The 17,834-nt window shown below is 71.5% G+C and carries 14 protein-coding genes; 8 read left to right on the top strand and 6 right to left on the bottom strand.

The features are described 5' to 3' along the window. Nucleotide 1: 1 nt before the first annotated feature. Nucleotides 2-799, bottom strand: coding sequence for a cytochrome b N-terminal domain-containing protein (locus AB0L59_RS23335; protein ID WP_365586737.1), 798 nt, complete (start codon nucleotides 797-799; stop codon nucleotides 2-4). A gap of 235 nt (nucleotides 800-1,034) precedes the next feature. Here AB0L59_RS23335 and AB0L59_RS23330 point away from each other — a divergent pair, with 235 nt between their 5' ends. From AB0L59_RS23330 to AB0L59_RS23315, 4 genes are all read left to right on the top strand, one after another. Next, a complete protein-coding gene (locus AB0L59_RS23330; RefSeq protein WP_365586734.1) occupies nucleotides 1,035-2,213 on the top strand; it encodes a thiamine pyrophosphate-binding protein in 1,179 nt (392 codons plus the stop codon). Next, entirely contained in the window at nucleotides 2,210-2,605 is a 396-nt protein-coding gene (locus AB0L59_RS23325; protein ID WP_365586863.1) for a hypothetical protein, read from the top strand. The genes AB0L59_RS23330 and AB0L59_RS23325 overlap by 4 nt, the downstream gene beginning before the upstream one ends. Nucleotides 2,606-2,831: 226 nt before the next feature. Further along, a complete protein-coding gene (locus AB0L59_RS23320) occupies nucleotides 2,832-7,082 on the top strand; it encodes a HAMP domain-containing protein (protein ID WP_365586731.1) in 4,251 nt (1,416 codons plus the stop codon). A 124-nt stretch (nucleotides 7,083-7,206) separates the two neighbouring features. Next, entirely contained in the window at nucleotides 7,207-9,561 is a 2,355-nt protein-coding gene (locus tag AB0L59_RS23315) for a SpoIIE family protein phosphatase (protein WP_365586861.1), read from the top strand. A 4-nt stretch (nucleotides 9,562-9,565) separates the two neighbouring features. On the opposite strand, the gene AB0L59_RS23310 is transcribed toward AB0L59_RS23315, so the two are convergent. Continuing rightward, nucleotides 9,566-10,015, bottom strand: coding sequence for an ATP-binding protein (locus AB0L59_RS23310; protein ID WP_365586730.1), 450 nt, complete (start codon nucleotides 10,013-10,015; stop codon nucleotides 9,566-9,568). Nucleotides 10,016-10,258: 243 nt separating this feature from the next. Then, complete coding sequence (locus AB0L59_RS23305; protein WP_365586728.1) at nucleotides 10,259-10,432, bottom strand: CsbD family protein; 174 nt, start codon at nucleotides 10,430-10,432, stop codon at nucleotides 10,259-10,261. Between the two features lie 156 nt (nucleotides 10,433-10,588). Between AB0L59_RS23305 and AB0L59_RS23300 the strand changes: the two genes are divergently transcribed. After that, the gene (locus AB0L59_RS23300; RefSeq protein ID WP_365586725.1) at nucleotides 10,589-11,011 is read left to right on the top strand and encodes a MarR family transcriptional regulator; all 423 of its coding nucleotides are present in this window, start codon (nucleotides 10,589-10,591) and stop codon (nucleotides 11,009-11,011) included. 23 nt (nucleotides 11,012-11,034) lie between these two features. After that, a complete protein-coding gene (locus AB0L59_RS23295; RefSeq protein WP_365586858.1) occupies nucleotides 11,035-12,801 on the top strand; it encodes an MFS transporter in 1,767 nt (588 codons plus the stop codon). 175 nt (nucleotides 12,802-12,976) lie between these two features. On the opposite strand, the gene AB0L59_RS23290 is transcribed toward AB0L59_RS23295, so the two are convergent. The 3 genes from AB0L59_RS23290 to mgrA all read right to left on the bottom strand — a co-directional run bounded on the left by AB0L59_RS23290 (nucleotide 12,977) and on the right by mgrA (nucleotide 15,067). After that, complete coding sequence (locus AB0L59_RS23290; protein WP_365586723.1) at nucleotides 12,977-13,600, bottom strand: DedA family protein; 624 nt, start codon at nucleotides 13,598-13,600, stop codon at nucleotides 12,977-12,979. Nucleotides 13,601-13,680: 80 nt separating this feature from the next. Next, nucleotides 13,681-13,863 carry a hypothetical protein gene (locus tag AB0L59_RS23285; RefSeq protein ID WP_365586721.1) on the bottom strand — a complete coding sequence of 61 codons (183 nt, stop codon included), beginning with the start codon at nucleotides 13,861-13,863 and terminating at the stop codon, nucleotides 13,681-13,683. 160 nt (nucleotides 13,864-14,023) lie between these two features. Continuing rightward, a complete protein-coding gene (gene mgrA, locus AB0L59_RS23280; protein ID WP_365586718.1) occupies nucleotides 14,024-15,067 on the bottom strand; it encodes an L-glyceraldehyde 3-phosphate reductase in 1,044 nt (347 codons plus the stop codon). 192 nt (nucleotides 15,068-15,259) lie between these two features. Between mgrA and AB0L59_RS23275 the strand changes: the two genes are divergently transcribed. Further along, the gene (locus tag AB0L59_RS23275; protein WP_365586715.1) at nucleotides 15,260-16,819 is read left to right on the top strand and encodes an MFS transporter; all 1,560 of its coding nucleotides are present in this window, start codon (nucleotides 15,260-15,262) and stop codon (nucleotides 16,817-16,819) included. Nucleotides 16,820-16,992: 173 nt separating this feature from the next. Next, on the top strand, nucleotides 16,993-17,829 hold the full coding sequence (locus AB0L59_RS23270; RefSeq protein ID WP_365586714.1) for a chitosanase: 837 nt from the start codon (nucleotides 16,993-16,995) through the stop codon (nucleotides 17,827-17,829). Nucleotides 17,830-17,834: the final 5 nt, after the last annotated feature.

Raw genomic sequence — 17,834 nt, 5'->3', positions numbered from 1 at the left:
CTCACGATTCCTCGCCCCCCTCGGGTACCTCGCCCGGCGCCGCCCGCACGAACTCCACCCGGCGTTTCTGCCAGGCGGTCGCCGGCATCTCCACGCTCCGGCCGAAGTACCAGCGGCTCAGGGCGTTGCGCAGCCGGTGCCGGTGGAACCAGCGCCAGACCTGCGTGCCCTCCCCGCGCGGCCGGGGCGTGTCGCGCACGAGGATGCGGTAGGCGTCCTCACGGGAGAGCAGGGTGTGCGCCTCCTCGTAACCGCCGCCCGCGGTGCGGCGCACCTCGGCCGTCGTCTCGTCGGGGAGCGAGTAGCCGCAGAAGCCCTCCAGCAGGGAGAACAGGAACAGCGTCACACCGACCGTCCAGGTGACCTCCCTCGGCCGCCGGAACGCCCCGGTGAAGAAGACCCGCAGCAGGTGCACGCCGATCGCCGCGACGAACACCAGGGCGGCCCAGTGGCGCATCTGCCGCATCGGCAGCCCACCGCGGACGTCGAAGCTGATGTGCAGCACCGAGGCGTACGCCTCGGTGGTCATCGTGCCGCGCAGTGGCGCGTACGAGCCGGTGTACGGGCGTTCCGTCATGTCCGGGTGGAAGAGGAACGTCAGCCAGACACCCGTCAGCACCAGCACCATCAGGCTGTACAGCGCCAACTCGCCCAGCAGGAACGACCAGTGGTCCGGGAACGACTTGCGCAGGAACTCCTTGCCGGCCGAGGAGACCGGCAGCCGCTGGTCCAGCGCCGACACCAGGCGCTCACCCCGTCCCCCGCCCCGGGCCGACCGCCGCTCCTCGGACTCCGCCACCGCGTGCTCGCCTTCCGCCAGTGCTTAGTCCCTCACTCTCGGTGCTCCCTCTCGAGCGTGGCACGGGTGCCCCGGCTCCGCGCGCCCGAAACGGCGGCCGGGCTCGTTTGCCGGTGCGGCGCCCGGCTACCCGGCGCGGCGGACAGGTGCGGGTGCGAGGAGGTGGGCGTGGTGAACGTGTCCGAGGCCGTCGCGGCCCGGCTGGGGGCCTGCGGGGTGAAAACGGGTCTACGGTGTGCCGGGACTGGAGGTCGACCCGCTGGCCGGCGTCCTGGGCGGCGGGCCGGGGGTGCCGTGGTTCGTCCAGGCGCGCGGCGCTGAGTCCGCCGCCCTCATGGCGTGCGCCGACGCCAAGCTCACCGGCCGTCTCGGCTGCTGCCTCGCTCCGCCCGGCGCGGGTGCCCTCCGGCTGCTGGGCGGGCTCTACGACGCGGCGGCGGACCGGGCACCGGTGCTCGCCGTCGTGGGCGAGGAAACGACCGTCCGGCCGGACGGCGGACGTGTGGTGCGTCATCTGGCCGAGGTCTCGGTGTTCCGCGAGCAGGTCTCCGGACCGGAACTGATGGGCGACGCCCTGAACCGTGCCACACGGGCCGCGCTCACCGACCGGGGTGTCGCGAGCCTCGTCGTCCCCCGCCACGTCCTCGCCGCAACGGCGCCTCCCGGGCTGGGCGACTCCGTACAGGTGGGCCTCTGGCCGCCGGTGCGTCCCCCGGACGAACGGGACGTCCGGCGGGCGGCCGAGGTGCTGGACGGCGCCGGGAGGCCGGCCGTGGTCGTGGGCAATGCCGGGCGTGCGGCTTGCGGGCAGGCGGTCGGGGTGGCGTCGCTCCTGGGTGTCGCCACGACGGCCCTGGCCCGCGACGCCCTCCCCGACGACCTGTCCTGCGTCACGGGAGTGGTGGGCCCCTTCGGCAGCGAGGCGGAGGGCGGCGCTCCTGCGGGAGTGCGACACGCTGCTCCTCGTGGGTGCGGAGGACCTCGATCCGGCCCTGCTGCCGGAAGCCGCTTGCACGGCGACGCCACCGCGGCCCTCGAAACGCTCATCCCGCTGCTGCGGCGCGCCACCGACCGGCCGTGGCGCGCGCGGGGCGAGAGCACGGTGCGCTCCTGGCGGGCCGAGGGCCAGACGAGGGCGAGCCGCTACTTCGGTACGTCCGTCAACCCGCGTTCGGTCGTCGCCGAGCTGTCCGAGCGGCTGCCGGACCGGTCCGCCGTCGTCACCGACGCGGGGACCTCGCTGGACTGGTGGATCCGCCATCTCCGGCTCCGCAACGGCATGCGCTCGCTGCTGTCCGGCCACCTCGGGCTGCCCGGCGCCGCCGTGCCCTACGCCGTGGCCGCCCGGTTCGCCCCCCCGACCGGCCGGTCGTCGCCCTCGTCGGTGACGGCGCCTTCCAGTCCGGTGGCCTGAACGAACTGATCACGGTCCGCCGCCATCTGGACCGGCTGGCGGGCCTTCCGCCGCTGGTGTTCTGCGTGTTGAACAACGGCGACCTGAACCGGCTCACCTGGCAGCGCCGGGCCGCGGCCGGCGACCCGCTGGTCCCGCAGTCCGCCGAGGTCCCCGCCATGCCGTACGCCGAGTGGGCGCGGCTCGCGGGCCTGCCGGCCGTACGCTGCGACCGTCCCCGGCACGTCGCCTCGGTGCGGTCGGACGTGCTCCGCCAACCCGGCCCGGTGGTACTGGAGTTCGTGGTGGACGGGGAGATCCCGCCGGAGTGGGCCGCCCGACCGGCGGCTTCGGGCCGTACGGAGAGGCGCCCACGCGCATCCGCGGCGCAAACCCTTCGGGTACCCGACTGAAGCGCCTGCATGCTTCTCGGCCACCGATGAATCCCGTCACAGGCGAAGCTCGGCCGATCGCTTTGTGCAAGCCCTCCGAGCCGGGTTACCCTGCGGCGTATTTTCTCATCGAGCAAATCCGTGAACTGCGGAAATGCACTCACCATTCGCCGGGTCAGGCCGCGTGCCCGGCGCTGGTTCCGAGTCCTCCGCACGAGGGCTCCTGGGGAGCGGAACGAGGGTGCACATGGCCGGCAAGGCGACCGGGACCGACGCGGTCCCGGGTGAGGAACTGAGAAGACTGCTCGCGGGGCTGACCGCGGTGCGCGACGGAGACTTCGGCACCCGGCTGCCGGACGACTCCACGGGGCTCATGGGTGACATCGCCACCGTCTTCAACGGGATGGTCGACCAGTTGTCCGTGTTCACCTCCGAAGTCACCCGGGTGGCGCGAGAGGTGGGCACCGAGGGCACCCTCGGCGGCCAGGCGCAGGTGCCGGGGGTCTCCGGTACCTGGGCCGACCTGACCGACTCCGTCAACGCGATGGCGGGCAACCTCACCACACAGGTCCGCGACATCGCCCAGGTGGCCACCGCCGTGGCCAAGGGCGACCTGTCGCAGAAGATCGACGTGCCCGCGCGCGGCGAGATCCTCCAGCTGAAGGAGACCGTCAACACGATGGTCGACCAGCTCTCCGCCTTCGCGGACGAGGTGACCCGGGTGGCCCGTGAGGTGGGCACCGAGGGCCGGCTCGGCGGACAGGCCCAGGTGCCGGGCGTCGCCGGTGTCTGGCGTGACCTGACGGATTCGGTCAATTTCATGGCCGGCAACCTCACCGCCCAGGTGCGCAACGTCGCCCAGGTGACGACGGCGGTGGCGCAGGGTGATCTCTCGCAGAAGATCACGGTGGACGCCCGGGGCGAGATCCTGGAGCTGAAGAACACCATCAACACGATGGTGGATCAGCTGTCGGCGTTCGCGGACGAGGTGACCCGGGTGGCCCGCGAGGTGGGCACCGAGGGCCGGCTCGGCGGACAGGCGGACGTGAAGGGCGTCAAGGGCACCTGGCGTGACCTGACGGATTCGGTCAATTTCATGGGCGGCAATCTCACCGCCCAGGTGCGCAACGTCGCCCAGGTGGCCACGGCGGTGGCGCAGGGTGATCTCTCGCAGAAGATCACGGTGGACGCCCGGGGCGAGATCCTGGAGCTGAAGAACACCATCAACACGATGGTGGATCAGCTGTCCGCGTTCGCGGACGAGGTGACCCGGGTGGCCCGCGAGGTGGGCACCGAGGGCCGGCTCGGCGGACAGGCGCAGGTGCGCGGGGTCGCCGGCACCTGGAAGGACCTCACCGACAACGTCAACGTGATGGCCTCCAATCTCACCGGTCAGGTGCGCTCCATCGCCCAGGTCGCCACGGCCGTCGCCAAGGGCGACCTCTCGCAGAAGATCACCGTCGAGGCCAAGGGCGAGGTGGCCGCGCTCGCCGACGTGATCAACACCATGGTCGACACCCTGTCGGCGTTCGCCGACGAGGTCACCCGCGTGGCCCGCGAGGTCGGTACCGAGGGGCGGCTGGGCGGTCAGGCCCACGTGCCCAACGTGGCCGGCACCTGGAAGGACCTCACCGACAACGTCAACTCCATGGCCAACAACCTCACCGGCCAGGTCCGCAACATCGCCCTGGTGACGACGGCCGTGGCCAAGGGCGATCTGTCCAAGAAGATCGACGTCGACGCTCGCGGCGAGATCCTCGAACTGAAGACGACCATCAACACGATGGTGGATCAGCTGTCGGCGTTCGCGGACGAGGTGACCCGGGTGGCCCGCGAGGTCGGTACCGAGGGCCGGCTCGGCGGACAGGCCGAGGTCGAGGGCGTGTCCGGCACCTGGAAGCGGCTCACCGAGAACGTCAACGAACTCGCCGGGAACCTGACCCGGCAGGTCCGCGCCATCGCCGACGTGGCCAGCGCCGTCGCCGAGGGCGACCTGACCCGGTCCATCACCGTCGACGCCTCCGGCGAGGTCGCCGACCTCAAGGACAACATCAACTCCATGGTGGAGTCCCTGCGCGAGACCACCCGGGCCAACCAGGAACAGGACTGGCTCAAGACCAACCTCGCCCGGATCTCCGGCCTCATGCAGGGCCACCGCGACCTGCCCGTCGTGGCCGAGCTGATCATGGACGAGCTGGTGCCCCAGGTGTCCGCGCAGTACGGCGCGTTCTACCTCGCCGAGGACGGCACGACGGGGCCCGAGCTGAGGCTCGTCGGCTCCTACGGCCGCCCCGAGGAGGACGAGCGTCCCGACCGGATCCCGTTCGGCCGGTCCCTGGTCGGCCAGGCCGCGCGCAGCCGCCGTACGATCGCCGTGGACGAACTGCCGCCCGGGTACGTCACCATCTCCTCCGGGCTCGGACGGATCGAGCCCAGCGCGCTGTTGCTGCTGCCCATCCTCTTCGAGGAGCAGGTCCTCGGCGTGATCGAGCTCGCCTCCGTCACCCGGTTCACCGCGATCCAGCGGGACTTCCTCCAGCAGCTCGTGGACACCATCGGCGTCAACGTCAACACGATCGTCGCCAACGCCCGCACGGACGAGCTCCTCGAGGAGTCCCAGCGCCTCACCAGCGAACTGCGGGCCCGCTCCGCCGAGTTGCAGGCCCGGCAGGAGGAGCTGCAGCAGTCCAATGCCGAGCTGGAGGAGAAGGCCTCGCTGCTCGCCGACCAGAACCGCGACATCGAGGCGAAGAACCTGCAGATCGAGCAGGCCCGGCAGGAGCTGGAGGCGCGGGCCCAGCAGTTGTCGCTCGCCTCGAAGTACAAGTCCGAGTTCCTCGCCAACATGAGCCACGAGCTGCGCACTCCGCTCAACAGCCTGCTCATCCTGGCCCAGTTGCTCGCCCAGAACCCGTCCCGCAACCTCACCCCGAAACAGGTCGAGTACGCGGGCATCATCCACTCGGCGGGCTCGGACCTGCTCCAGCTGATCAACGACATCCTCGACCTGTCCAAGGTGGAGGCCGGCAAGATGGACGTGACGCCGGAGCGGGTTTCGCTGCGGCAGCTCATCGAGTACGTCGAGGCCACCTTCCGGCCGATGACCTCGCAGAAGAGCCTCCAGTTCACCGTCACCACCTCGGCCGGCGCCCCGGTCGACCTGCTCACCGACGACTCCCGGCTCCGGCAGATCCTGCGCAACCTGCTGTCCAACGCGGTGAAGTTCACCGAACAGGGCGGGGTGGAACTGCGCGTCGAACCCGCCGCCGACGACGAGGTGCCCCAGGACGTGGTACGCGGCGGCGCGGTGGTCGCGTTCCGGGTCACGGACACCGGCATCGGCATCCCGGAGCAGCAACTGGAGACCATCTTCGGCGCGTTCCAGCAGGCGGACGGCACCACCAGCCGCAAGTACGGCGGCACCGGGCTCGGCCTGTCCATCACCCGGGAGATCGCCCATCTGCTCGGTGGCGCCGTCACCGTCGACAGCACACCGGGCAAGGGCAGCACCTTCACGCTGTTCCTGCCCGTGGCCCGGCCCGACTTCGACGAACACCTGCGTGGAGCCCGCGTCATCGCCAAATCGGCCGAACAGGAGCGCAGGGAGGGGGCGATCGGGCACGAGCGGACGGAGAGGGTACCCCGCGGCCTCACGAAGGGGCAGCGCGCGCGCAGGCTGCTCGTCGTGGAGGAACGGCCGCGCGGCCTGCTCACCCTGGTCGCGGAGAGCGTCGTCGGCGACCTGGAACACGCCCACGCCGACGACGTGCCCGTGGACATCATCACGGCGATCGGCGCCCAGGAAGCCGCCGGCGCCCTCGCCGCCGAGGCCTGCCACTGCGTCGTCGTGGAACAGGGCGGTCCCGACGGGGAGTCGGCCCGGTTCCTGGAGGCGCTGCGCGGCGACTCGGCGCTCGCGGGCGTCCCCGTCCTGGTGCACGGCTCCCACCGCGCCGGGCAACCGGACGCGGAGCCGGGCGGCTCGCCGGAGTACCTGACCAGCCTGGACGAGCTGCGGGAACGGATCGCCCTGCACCTGTCCGCCGAGGAGCCCGGCGAGGTGCTCACCCTGGTCCGCACCGAGGAACTCCCGCACCCCCCGCCGGACCTGGCCGACGAGCGCACCCGCGGCCGTACCGTCCTGGTCGTCGACGACGACGCCCGGAACCTGTTCGCACTCAGCGGCATCCTCGAACTGCACGGCTTCCGCGTGCTGCACGCGGAGAACGGCCGCAAGGGCATCGAGACGCTGATGAACAATCCGGACGTCGAACTCGTCCTGATGGACGTGATGATGCCTGAGATGGACGGATACGCGGCCACCGCCGAGATTCGCCGCTTGCCGCAGTACGCGGACCTGCCGGTGATCGCCGTGACGGCCAAGGCGATGCAGGGCGACCGGGAGAAGAGCCTCGCCTCCGGTGCCAGCGACTACGTGACGAAACCGGTGGACACCCGTGACCTCATCGCCTGCGTCCGACGCTGGCTGCCCGCATGAGGGCGGCCACGACACCGCGCGTCCGCCCCGTCGCAGGCCGAGGAGTACCCATCCGGTGAACACGCACGAACCGCCCGCAGAACCGGACGCGCCGACCGCTGTGCCCGTCCCGCCGCCGTCCGCCGTGGCCGTGCCCGCCGCTGCGCCCGAGACCACGCCGGTGGGCAGGCTCGCCGCCACGGTGGAGCGGTTGCGCCGGGAGGTGCGGACCGCCCAGGCGGAGGCCGAGGGCCGGGCGCTGATCGAGCTGGCCAAGGGCATCCTGGTCGAGCGGCTGGGCTGTGGGCCCACCCAGGCCGCCCGGCAGCTCGCCGAACTGACCGAGCAGGCGCAGGTGACACCACTGGAGCTCGCGGTGGATGTCATCAACCAGGCGGCCAAGGACCGCGTCGCGGAGGTGACCGAGGCGTTCCTGTCCGCCACCGCGGACGGCTCCGGCCCGGTCGAGGAGTCCGCCGCAGTGCGGCTGCGCGCGGCCGAGAGCGGCGTCCTTGCCGCGCACGACGCCCAGGCGATGGCCGACTCGCTGCTCGACCACGCCCTGCGCCCGCTCGGCGCCGTCGCCGTGGCGATCTGGGCGGCGGCCTCGGACGGCTCGCTCACCCTCGCCGGGAGCGCCGGTTTCCCTGCGGCCGAGGCGGCCCGCTGGCGCTATGTCCCGCCCGATGTGGCGACGGTGGCCCGGCGCGGCCTGACCGGGCCCGAGGGGCAGTGGCTGCCCTCGCTCGCCGCCTCCGGGCTGCCCACGATCGGCCGGCGGGACTACACCGACGGTGCCCGGATCGCCGTACCCGCCGGTGCGGGCGGTCGCATCCACGGGGTCCTGGAGATCGCCTGGCCGAAGCCCGAGGGCGCGCTGCCGCGCCCGGTGGTGCGGCAGGTGGAGGCCCTCGCCGAGCTGTGCGCGCACACCCTGGAGGACTTCGTCCCCTCGGCCGGGCCCTTCCAGGAACCCCGGGTGCTGCCGGACGTGGCGGAGCTGATGGACCTGGCCGACGGCCTGCACGACCCGGCCCTCGTGCTCCTGCCGCACCTCGACGACGCCGGGCGGCTCGTCGACTTCCGCATCCAGCACGTCAACGGCCGCTTCCTCGACCCGGCGGGCCGGCCACGCGCCGTGGTCGGCGGGGCCCTGCTGCTGGAGGCCTACCCGATGGCCGCCGGCGACAGCGAGCTCTACCAGCGCGTGGAGCGGGTCTACGCCACCGGAGAGCCGTTCCGTGCCCAGCGCATGCGGCTGACCGCGCTGGTCGACCAGGTTCCGCTCTCCGCGGTCGCCGACATCAGCATCAGCCGCCACGGCACCAGCGTGCTGCTCATCTGGCGCATCGAGGACGAGACCGCCCGCCTGGCCAGTCTGCTCCAGCACGCTCAGCGGCTCGGCCGGATCGGCGGCTTCGAGGAGAACCTGCTGACCGGTGAGATCACCTGGAACGGCCAGCTGTTCGACCTCTACGGCCGTCCGCCCACCAGCCCCCCGGTGGCCCTCGAGGACCTGCCCGCCTACTCACACCCGGACGACGCCGTGTCGATCGGGCGGTTCCTGCGCACGCTGCTGCACCACCGCAGGCCGGCGTCGGCCGCCTTCCGGCTGCAGCGCCCGGACGGAGTGACCCGGCACATGCGCGTGGTGGCGGAACCGGTCCTCGACACCGGGGGCCAGCTGCTGGGGGTGCGCGGCGCCTACCAGGACATCTCCGCCCAGCACTGGACGGAGGTGGCCCTCGCCGCGACCCGCGACCAGCTCGCCCACACCGAGCAGCAGGCTGTCGAGCGCAATCGGCTCACTCTCCAGCTCCAGCACGCGATCATGCCGCCCGCCCAGGCGCCGCTGCGCGTGCCGGGTCTGCAGGTGGCGGTGCGCTACCGGCCGGCCGAGACGGAGCACCTGGTCGGCGGCGACTGGTACGACGCCGTCGTCCTGCCCTCGGGGCTGGTGCTGCTGTGCGTCGGGGACGTCGCCGGACACGGGATCGAGGCGGCCACCAGCATGGTCGTGCTGCGGAACGCGCTGCGCGGTCTCGCCGTCACCGGAGCCGGCCCGGCGCAGTTGCTGTCCTGGTTGAACATCGTCGCCCACCATCTGACGGGCGCGGTCACCGCGACCGCCGTGTGCGGCCTGTACGACGGCGAGCGCCGTACCCTGCGCTGGGCGCGGGCGGGTCATCTGCCGCCGGTCCTGGTGCGCGAGGCCGACGCCACCGCCCTGCCGACGCTCAAGGGGCTGTTGCTGGGCGCCGTCCCGGATGCGGTGTACGAGGAGACGGAGGTACCACTGGCCGCGGGCGACACCCTCCTGATGTACACCGACGGGCTCATCGAGCGCCGGGACCGTTCGGTGGAGGAATCCCTGTCCCACCTGCTGAAGACGGCACGCTCGGGTCCCCGGACCCTGGACCAGCAGCTCGACCGGCTGCTCACCTACAGCAGGTCGGACACGGACGACGACACCTGCATCGTCGGGATCAGGGTCGCCTGACTCCTCAGCAGGCCTGCTCGGCGGTCAGCGGTACGGTGGCCGTGACCCGCTTGCCGTGGGGCAGCCAGGTCACCTCGAGGGCGCGGGAGAGCATCGCGACCAGGTGGAGACCGTGCCCGCCGACCCGCCGGGGGTCAGGAGGGCGCCGCACGGGCGGGTCGGTGGAGGTGTCCGACACGGTGATGCGCAGGGCGCCGGCGTCGGGCCCCATCTCCAGGCTCATGGTGCACGGGCCGGGGGCGTGCCGGGCCACGTTGGTGACGAGTTCGCCGACGACGAGCTGGGCGTCCTGCACCGAGCGTCGCGCGGGTGCGGGCCGCACCCGCGCGAGCAGGGCGGCGACGGCGTCTCTGGCCTCGCAGATGCCGGCCACCGCGTCGTCCCAGGTGCGGCTGTAGCGCAGGGGCGCGGGGCGGGTCTGCGTCCTGGTGTGCGTCCCGAGCGGGATGTCCATAGGTCGTTGCCCTCTTCCTCCGGCGCCGGGGTCCCTTCCTCCGTGTACGGGCTCGTCCCGTCGCTGCTCGGATACCCGCTGGGCCCCCGATCAAAGGGACGCCCGCCGGGAATCCTCCGGTTGCACACGAGCCCCTGGTCACAAGCCGCGGACCCGGTGCGTGCGGCGGAACGGGCCCGGGAAACCAGCGTGCGCTGGACGCCGGGCCCGTTCGCGATCGGAGAGCCGCTGGGCCTGCCCGGCTCAGTGCTTGAACGTGTCCTTGGCCTTCTCCTTGGCCTGCCGGGCATCGCCGCGCGCGCCTTCCATACGGCCCTCGGCCTCCAGCCGCTCGTTGCCGACGGCGCGGCCGATGGCCTCCTTGGCCCTGCCCTTGGCCTGCTCCTTCTTGCCCTTCGCCTTCTGGTTGCCAGCCATCGGGTGTCACTCCCAACGTTGTGCGGGGTTCGGTCCCCACTCGGCTTGCCAGTGAACCGGGCTTCCAAACAGGAAATTACGGTCATCCCGGTATGGAAGTCCGATTACTTACCCTTGGTTGAACAGCTCAGGCTGATAAACCTATTGTTAGTAACCGTGGATACGGTTGCTCTCGCCGCCGCCCTGCGGCTGGCCATGGGCCGGACCGTCCGCCGACTGCGACAGGCGCACGCGGTCGGGGACGTGACGTTGTCCGGCGTCTCGGTGCTGGCCCGGCTGGCCCGTACCGGTCCGGACTCGCCCGGCTCGCTCGCCGAGCTGGAACGCGTCCGGCCCCAGGCGATGGCCAGCACCCTCGCCGGACTCGAGCAACGCGGACTGGTCAGCCGTACCGCCGACGCGACCGACGGCCGCCGGGCCATCGTCTCGATCACCGACGAGGGACGGACCATGCTGGAACAGCGCCGGTCCGAGTCCGTGAGCCGCCTCGCCCACGCACTCGACGAGTTCACCCCGCAGGAACGGCAGGCCCTGCACGACGTACTGCCCCTGCTCGACCGACTGGCGGAACGACTGTGACCGGCCCCGCGCCCGCCGCGGGCATACGCGGCCGGCTCCTCGCCCGCTCGGCCCGCCTCAGGGACACGCCACCGGGCCCCGGCTACAAGTGGGTCGCGCTGTCCAACACCACGCTCGGCGTCCTGATCGCCACGATGGACGCCTCCATCGTGATCATCTCGCTGCCGGCGATCTTCCGCGGCATCGGCCTCGACCCGCTGGCGGCCGGCAACATCGGTTATCTGCTGTGGATGATCCTCGGCTATCTGCTGGTCTCGGCCGTGCTGGTGGTCGTGCTGGGCCGGCTCGGGGACATGTTCGGCCGGGTCCGCATCTACAACCTGGGTTTCCTGGTCTTCGCCTGCGCCTCCGTCGCCCTGTCCCTCGATCCGTTCCGGGCGGGCGCGGGCGCGCTGTGGCTGATCCTGTGGCGCGTCGTGCAGGCCTTCGGCGGCTCCATGCTCACCGCCAACTCCGCCGCCATCCTCACCGACGCCTTCCCCGCCCGGCAGCGCGGCATGGCCCTCGGCATCAACCAGATCACCGCGCTCGCCGGGCAGTTCCTCGGCCTGCTCGCCGGCGGCCTGCTCGCCGCCGTCGACTGGCGGGCGGTGTTCTGGGTGAGCGTCCCGGTCAGCGTCACCGGCACCGTCTGGTCGTACCTGAGCCTGCGCGAGACCTCGGCGGGCGGACGCGGCCCCATCGACTGGCTCGGCAACCTCACCTTCGCCACCGGCGCCGGCATCCTGCTCGCGGGCATCACCTACGGCATCCAGCCCTACGGTGGCCACCCCACCGGCTGGACCAGCCCCTGGGTGCTCACGGGCCTGATCGGCGGCGTGTTCCTGCTCCTGGTGTTCTGCCTCGTCGAGACGCGGGTCGCCGAGCCGATGTTCCGGCTGTCGCTGTTCCGGGTGCGGGCGTTCGCCGCCGGGAACCTGGCCGCCCTGCTGACCGCGATCGCCCGCGGCGGACTGCAGTTCATGCTGATCATCTGGCTGCAGGGGATCTGGCTGCCGCTGCACGGCTACGACTTCGAGGACACTCCGCTGTGGGCCGGCATCTTCATGCTGCCGCTCACCCTCGGCTTCCTCGTCGCCGGGCCGGTCTCCGGCTATCTGTCCGACCGCTTCGGCGCCCGCCTCTTCTCCACCGCCGGGCTGGTCGTCGTGGCCGGGTCCTTCCTCGGCCTGCTGGCCCTGCCCGTGAACTTCGACTACGGCGTCTTCGCGACACTGCTGGTGCTCAACGGCCTCGGCCAAGGCATGTTCTCCTCGCCCAACACCTCCTCCATCATGGGCAGCGTGCCCGCCCGCTACCGGGGTGCGGCCTCCGGGATGCGCTCCACCTTCCAGAACTCCGGCACGGCCCTGTCCATCGGTGTCTTCTTCTCGCTGATGGTCTCCGGACTCGCGAGCACCCTGCCGCGCACGCTCAGCAGCGGACTGCAGGCGCACGGCGTGCCCGCCGGGACCGCGCACGAGGTGGCCTCGCTGCCGCCGGTCAGCACCCTCTTCGCCACGTTCCTCGGCAACAACCCCATCGGCCATCTGCTCGGCGGCAGCGGCACCCTGGACCACCTGACCGCCGCCCAGCGCGCCACCCTGACCGGCCACAGCTTCTTCCCGGAGCTGGTCGCCGGACCCTTCCACCACGGCCTGACCATCGTCTTTAGCGTGGCCGCCGGCATGGCCCTGGTGTCCGCGCTCGCCTCCGCCCTGCGCGGCGGCCACGAGCGCTCCGACGACGACACCCGGCAGGCCGGCCCGGACCGCACGGCGAAGCCCCGGCCCACGCGCGCCTCGTCCTGACGGCAGGAGCGAGCGCGAACCGGATTTCCGGACGGGTCGAAGCCACCTCCCGGACTCTTCCGAACCGGGGGAGCACCCGGCCGACGGCCCAGGACCTGGCGGCGTGGCGTTCCCGGTACGGGCGCACCGCGGTGGAGGACGCGCACGCGCGGGGCACCGGGGGGCGCGGGACGGGTCAGCGCTCGTGCCGCCGTCGTACGAAGTGCCGTACGACGAAGGCCGCGACGAGCACGGCGGCGGCGACGAGGATGTAGAGCTGATAACGCGCGACCTCGTCGTAGACGGTCGTGATGTGGCTGCCCACCAGATAGGCGAGGGTCGTCCACACGCCCACCCAGAGGGCCGCGCCGAGCGCGTTGAAGGCGAGGAAGCGGCGCCAGTGCATGCCCGTGGTGCCGGCGACGATGCCGTTGGCCTGACGCAGGCCCTCTACGAACCGGGCCACGGTCACGATCTTGCCGCCGTGCCGGCCGAAGAACTCCTCGGCGGCCTCGAACCGCTTCGGGGTCAGGAAGACGTACCGCCCCCACCGGTGTACCAGGGCCCGGCCGCCGACCCGGCCGATCAGGTAGCCGATGTTGTCCCCGAGGACGGCAGCCGCGAACGCGATGACCGCCACCGCCACGACGTTCAGCCGCCCCGAGCCCGCGTACACCCCCGCGGCCAGCAGGATCGTCTCGCCCGGCGCCGGTACCCCGAAGTCCTCGACCAGGATCACGGCCCCCACGGCCCAGTAGCCGTAATGGCCGAGCAGCGGCGCCAGATGTGCCAGCGGACCCGGGAGCGGAGGGGCGGCCATGCCTCCACGGTACGTCGCCGCGATCAGCGGGCCGGTGCCCGACCCGCGTGGCTCACCGCCGCCCGGCCGGAACCGCGATGCTACGAGCCGTAGCGGATGACGTCCTCGTCGTCACCGGGGCCGCCCTGGCACATGTGGCACAGTTCGTGCTCCCCGTCGCGGCGGACGACGGTGCCCCAGCCGAGGCACACCTCGCAGTCGCGGGCGAGGCCCAGGTCGGGGCGGGGCGGCAGGAGAGGGCTGCGCTGGGCTCCGTGTGCCATAGGCTGAGCGGCTCCTTGGAAGTCGCGTGAGAACGTGAAAGAGGCTGTCGCGCCACCGTGACAACGGTGTCAGCGCAACTTCCATTATGTCTGCTTTATTCCTTCTGTCTGTGACGCATGTCACAAAAAGCCGTCGTTCTCGCGAGCCTCACCGGGCCGGTCACCCCAGCTGGCCCAGCCGGGCCTCACGCCACAGGTCCACGCCGCCCTCGGTGGCGTACGTGTCGATCTCGGCCAGTTCCTCCGCGTCGAACTCGAGATTCTCCAGCGCGGCGACGTTCTGCTCCAGCTGCTCGGTCCGGGAGGCGCCGATCACGAGGGACGTCACCCGCTCGTCGCGCAGCGCCCAGGCCAGCGCGAGCTGCGCCAGCGTCTGCCCACGCCGGGCCGCGACGTCGTTCAGGGCGCGCAGGCGCCGCAGCATGTCGTCCGTCAGCCAGGAGGCGTCGAACGACGTGCCGCGCGCGGCGCGAGAGTCCTGCGGCACCCCCTCCAGATAGCGGCCCGTCAGCATGCCCTGGGCGAGCGCCGTGAAACCGATGACTCCGAAACCCTCCTCCTGGGCCACGTCCAGCAGGCCGTCGGTCTCGATCCAGCGGTTGAGCATGCTGTACGACGGCTGGTGGATCAGCAGCGGAGTGCCCAGGTCCCGCAGGATCGCCGCCGCCTGCCGGGTGCGCTCGGCGTCGTAGGAGGAGATGCCGACGTACAGCGCCTTGCCCTGGCGCACGGCGGTGTCGAGCGCGCCCATCGTCTCCTCCAGCGGCGTGGTCGCGTCCAGCCGGTGGGAGTAGAAGATGTCCACGTAGTCCACGCCCATCCGGCGCAGCGACTGGTCCAGTGAGGCCAGCACGTACTTCCGGGAGCCGCCGCCCTGCCCGTAGGGCCCCGGCCACATGTCCCAGCCGGCCTTGGTGGAGATCACCAGCTCGTCCCGGTACGGCGCCAGGTCCCGCTTCAGCAGCCTGCCGAAGTTCAGCTCGGCCGCGCCGTACGGCGGACCGTAATTGTTGGCCAGGTCGTGGTGCGTGATGCCGAGGTCGAAGGCGCGCAGCGCGATCTCGCGCTGGGTCTCGAAGGGGCGGTCGTCGCCGAAGTTGTGCCAGTAGCCCAGGGACAGGACGGGCAGGTCCAGCCCCGAGCGGCCGGTGCGCCGGTAGCGCATGGTGCCGTCGTAGCGTGCGGGGTCCGCGACGTGGGTCATCGGGTCTTCTCCGGGTGGTGCCGTAGGGGTGCCCCTCCGTGTGCGGACGGGCCCGTCCACCCTGCGCCCGTGCGCCGCGCAAGTCCAACCGCCGTCCCGGATGGGATTGAGCGGTTCCGTTTCTGAATCGGTCAGGGGGGCAGGCGGTGATCAGCGCAGTGGGAGCAAAGGGCAAGGAGCAAGGGGGCGCTCGTGAGCGAGGGGAAGCCGGACGGGCATCAGCGGGGCCGGAACGGGCCGCGTGCGCCGCAGGCCTTGGCCGGCCTGCCCCGCCAGGTCCGCGAGGAGCTCATCCGCCGGCTCAGGGGCAGCCGGCGGGCCTTCGGCAGGGATGACGTCCAGGTCGTCGAGCCCCCGCTGCTCCGGCGCGCCGTGGGTGCCTCCGCACTCGGCAACTGCATGGAGTGGTTCGACTTCGGCGTCTACAGCTACCTCGCCGCCACCATCGGGAAGGTGTTCTTCCCGGGCGCCTCCCCGGCCGCCCAGGTCGTCTCCTCCTTCGCCACCTTCGCCGCCGCCTTCGTCGTCAGGCCGCTCGGCGGCCTGGTCTTCGGGCCGCTCGGCGACCGGATCGGCCGGCAGAAGGTGCTGGCCACCACCATGATCATGATGGCGGTGGGTACCTTCGCCATCGGTGTCATCCCCGGCTACGGCACGATCGGCATCGCCGCGCCCGTGCTGCTCCTGCTCGTCCGTATGGTCCAGGGCTTCTCCACCGGCGGGGAGTACGGCGGCGCGACCACCTTCGTCGCCGAGTACTCGCCGGACCGCAGGCGCGGTTTCCTCTCCAGCTGGCTCGACTTCGGCACCTTCGTCGGCTATGCCCTCGGCTCGGCCCTGGTCACCGTGCTCAACCTCGCCCTGTCGGGCGATCAGATGCTGTCGTGGGGCTGGCGCGTCCCGTTCCTGATCGCCGGACCGCTCGGCGTGATCGGCCTCTACATGCGGCTGAGGCTGGAGGAGTCCCCGGCCTTCCAGCAGCAGCTGGACGAACACGAGAAGAGTCTCGCGCAGGAGTCGGCGGGCAGCGAGTTCAAGGACATCGTCCGGAACCACTGGCGGCCGCTGCTGATCTGCATGGGTCTGGTGCTGCTGTACAACGTCACCAACTACATGGTCACCGGCTATCTGCCGACCTATCAGACCGAGACCCTGAACCGCTCCAGCGGCTCCGCGGACGTCCTGGTGCTCGTCGGCATGCTGTGGATCGTCGTGCTGATCACCTTCCTCGGCCGGCTCAGCGACCGTGTCGGCCGGCGGCCGGTCTACGGTGTCGCCGCCGCCGCGATGATCGTGCTGGCCGTGCCCGCCTTTCTGCTGGTCAAGGCGCACGGCACCTGGCCGCCGATCCTCGGGGTCCTGCTGCTGTCCACCCTGCTGGCCTGTTTCGCCGCGCCGAGCGCGGCCACGCTGCCCGCGCTGTTCCCGACCGCCGTCCGCTACGCGGCGATGGGCATCGGCTTCAACTTCGCCGTGGCCGCCTTCGGTGGCACCACGCCGCTGGTCACCGCCGCCCTGGTCGACGCCACCGGCGACGACCTGATGCCCGCCTACTACCTGATGCTGGCGGGCGTCATCGGCCTGCTGACCGTCAGGTTCCTCCCCGAGAGCGCCCAGGTGCCGCTCAAGGGCTCGCGGCCCATGGTGGGTTCGCGTGAGGAACGGCGCGATCTGATCCTCGCTTCGAAGGAGCTGTACGCCTTCGCCCGGGAGCAGGAGCGGGAGCCCGGGCAGATTCCGCACCGCGGCTGAGCCGGCGGGGCGGGAGCCAATGGCGGAGCAGCGGTGTGGCGGGGGAGCAGTCGTTCGATCCTACGAACTTCACGCGTGCGGGGTGACCGACCTCCCGCACTTTTGATAGGAAACTTTCCTACCAGTGCGACGCAGGTTCAACTCCCCACCCCCCGCTTCGATTTGGAGTCCCCGTGGTGCACGCAGACCGCGACACAGCCCCCACCCGTCTCTCCCGCCGGACCGTCGTCGCCGTGCTCGGCGCCGTCGCTTCGGGCGCGCTGATCGGAACCCAGCGCGCCCTCGCGGCACCCGCGGCCGCGTCGGGCCTCGACGACCCGGCGAAGAAGGAGATCGCCATGCAACTGGTGTCGAGCGCGGAGAACTCCTCGCTCGACTGGAAGGCCCAGTACAAGTACATCGAGGACATCGGCGACGGCCGCGGCTACACCGCCGGCATCATCGGCTTCTGTTCCGGCACCGGCGACATGCTCGACCTGGTCCAGCTCTACGCCGACCGCGAGCCCGGCAACGTCCTCGCCAAGTACCTGCCCGCCCTGCGCAAGGTCAACGGCACCGACTCCCACAGCGGCCTCGACCCCAACTACCCCAAGGACTGGCGCAAGGCCGCCCAGGACACCGTGTTCCAGCAGTGCCAGAACGACGAGCGGGACCGCGTCTACTTCAACCCCGCCGTCGCCCAGGGCAAGGCCGACGGCCTGCGCACCCTCGGCCAGTTCTGCTACTACGACGCCATCGTCATGCACGGCGACGGCGACGACCCGACCAGCTTCCGCAACATCCGCAAGCGCGCGCTGCGCAGTGCCAAGCCGCCGGCGCAGGGCGGCGACGAGACGACGTACCTCAACGCGTTCCTCGACGCCCGGGTGTGGGCCATGAAGCAGGAGGAGGCGCACAGCGACACCAGCCGTGTCGACACCGAGCAGCGGGTCTTCCTGCGCAAGGGCAACCTCGACCTGAACACGCCGCTCGACTGGAAGGTGTACGGGGACAGTTACCACATCGGCTGACCCAC

It is taken from the genome of Streptomyces sp. NPDC052109, from assembly GCF_040680195.1.
Classification (GTDB): Bacteria; Actinomycetota; Actinomycetes; order Streptomycetales; family Streptomycetaceae; genus Streptomyces.
Note: the sequence above shows the minus strand (reverse complement) of the source record. Positions and strands in the feature narration are given on the sequence as shown.

Coding starts and splice junctions, on each gene's coding strand:
- mgrA (WP_365586718.1), bottom strand. CDS start 15,067: ATGACCCACGTCGCGGACCCCGCACGCTACGACGGCACCATGCGCTAC.
- AB0L59_RS23285 (WP_365586721.1), bottom strand. CDS start 13,863: ATGGCACACGGAGCCCAGCGCAGCCCTCTCCTGCCGCCCCGCCCCGAC.
- AB0L59_RS23310 (WP_365586730.1), bottom strand. CDS start 10,015: ATGGACATCCCGCTCGGGACGCACACCAGGACGCAGACCCGCCCCGCG.
- AB0L59_RS23305 (WP_365586728.1), bottom strand. CDS start 10,432: ATGGCTGGCAACCAGAAGGCGAAGGGCAAGAAGGAGCAGGCCAAGGGC.
- AB0L59_RS23320 (WP_365586731.1), top strand. CDS start 2,832: ATGGCCGGCAAGGCGACCGGGACCGACGCGGTCCCGGGTGAGGAACTG.
- AB0L59_RS23290 (WP_365586723.1), bottom strand. CDS start 13,600: ATGGCCGCCCCTCCGCTCCCGGGTCCGCTGGCACATCTGGCGCCGCTG.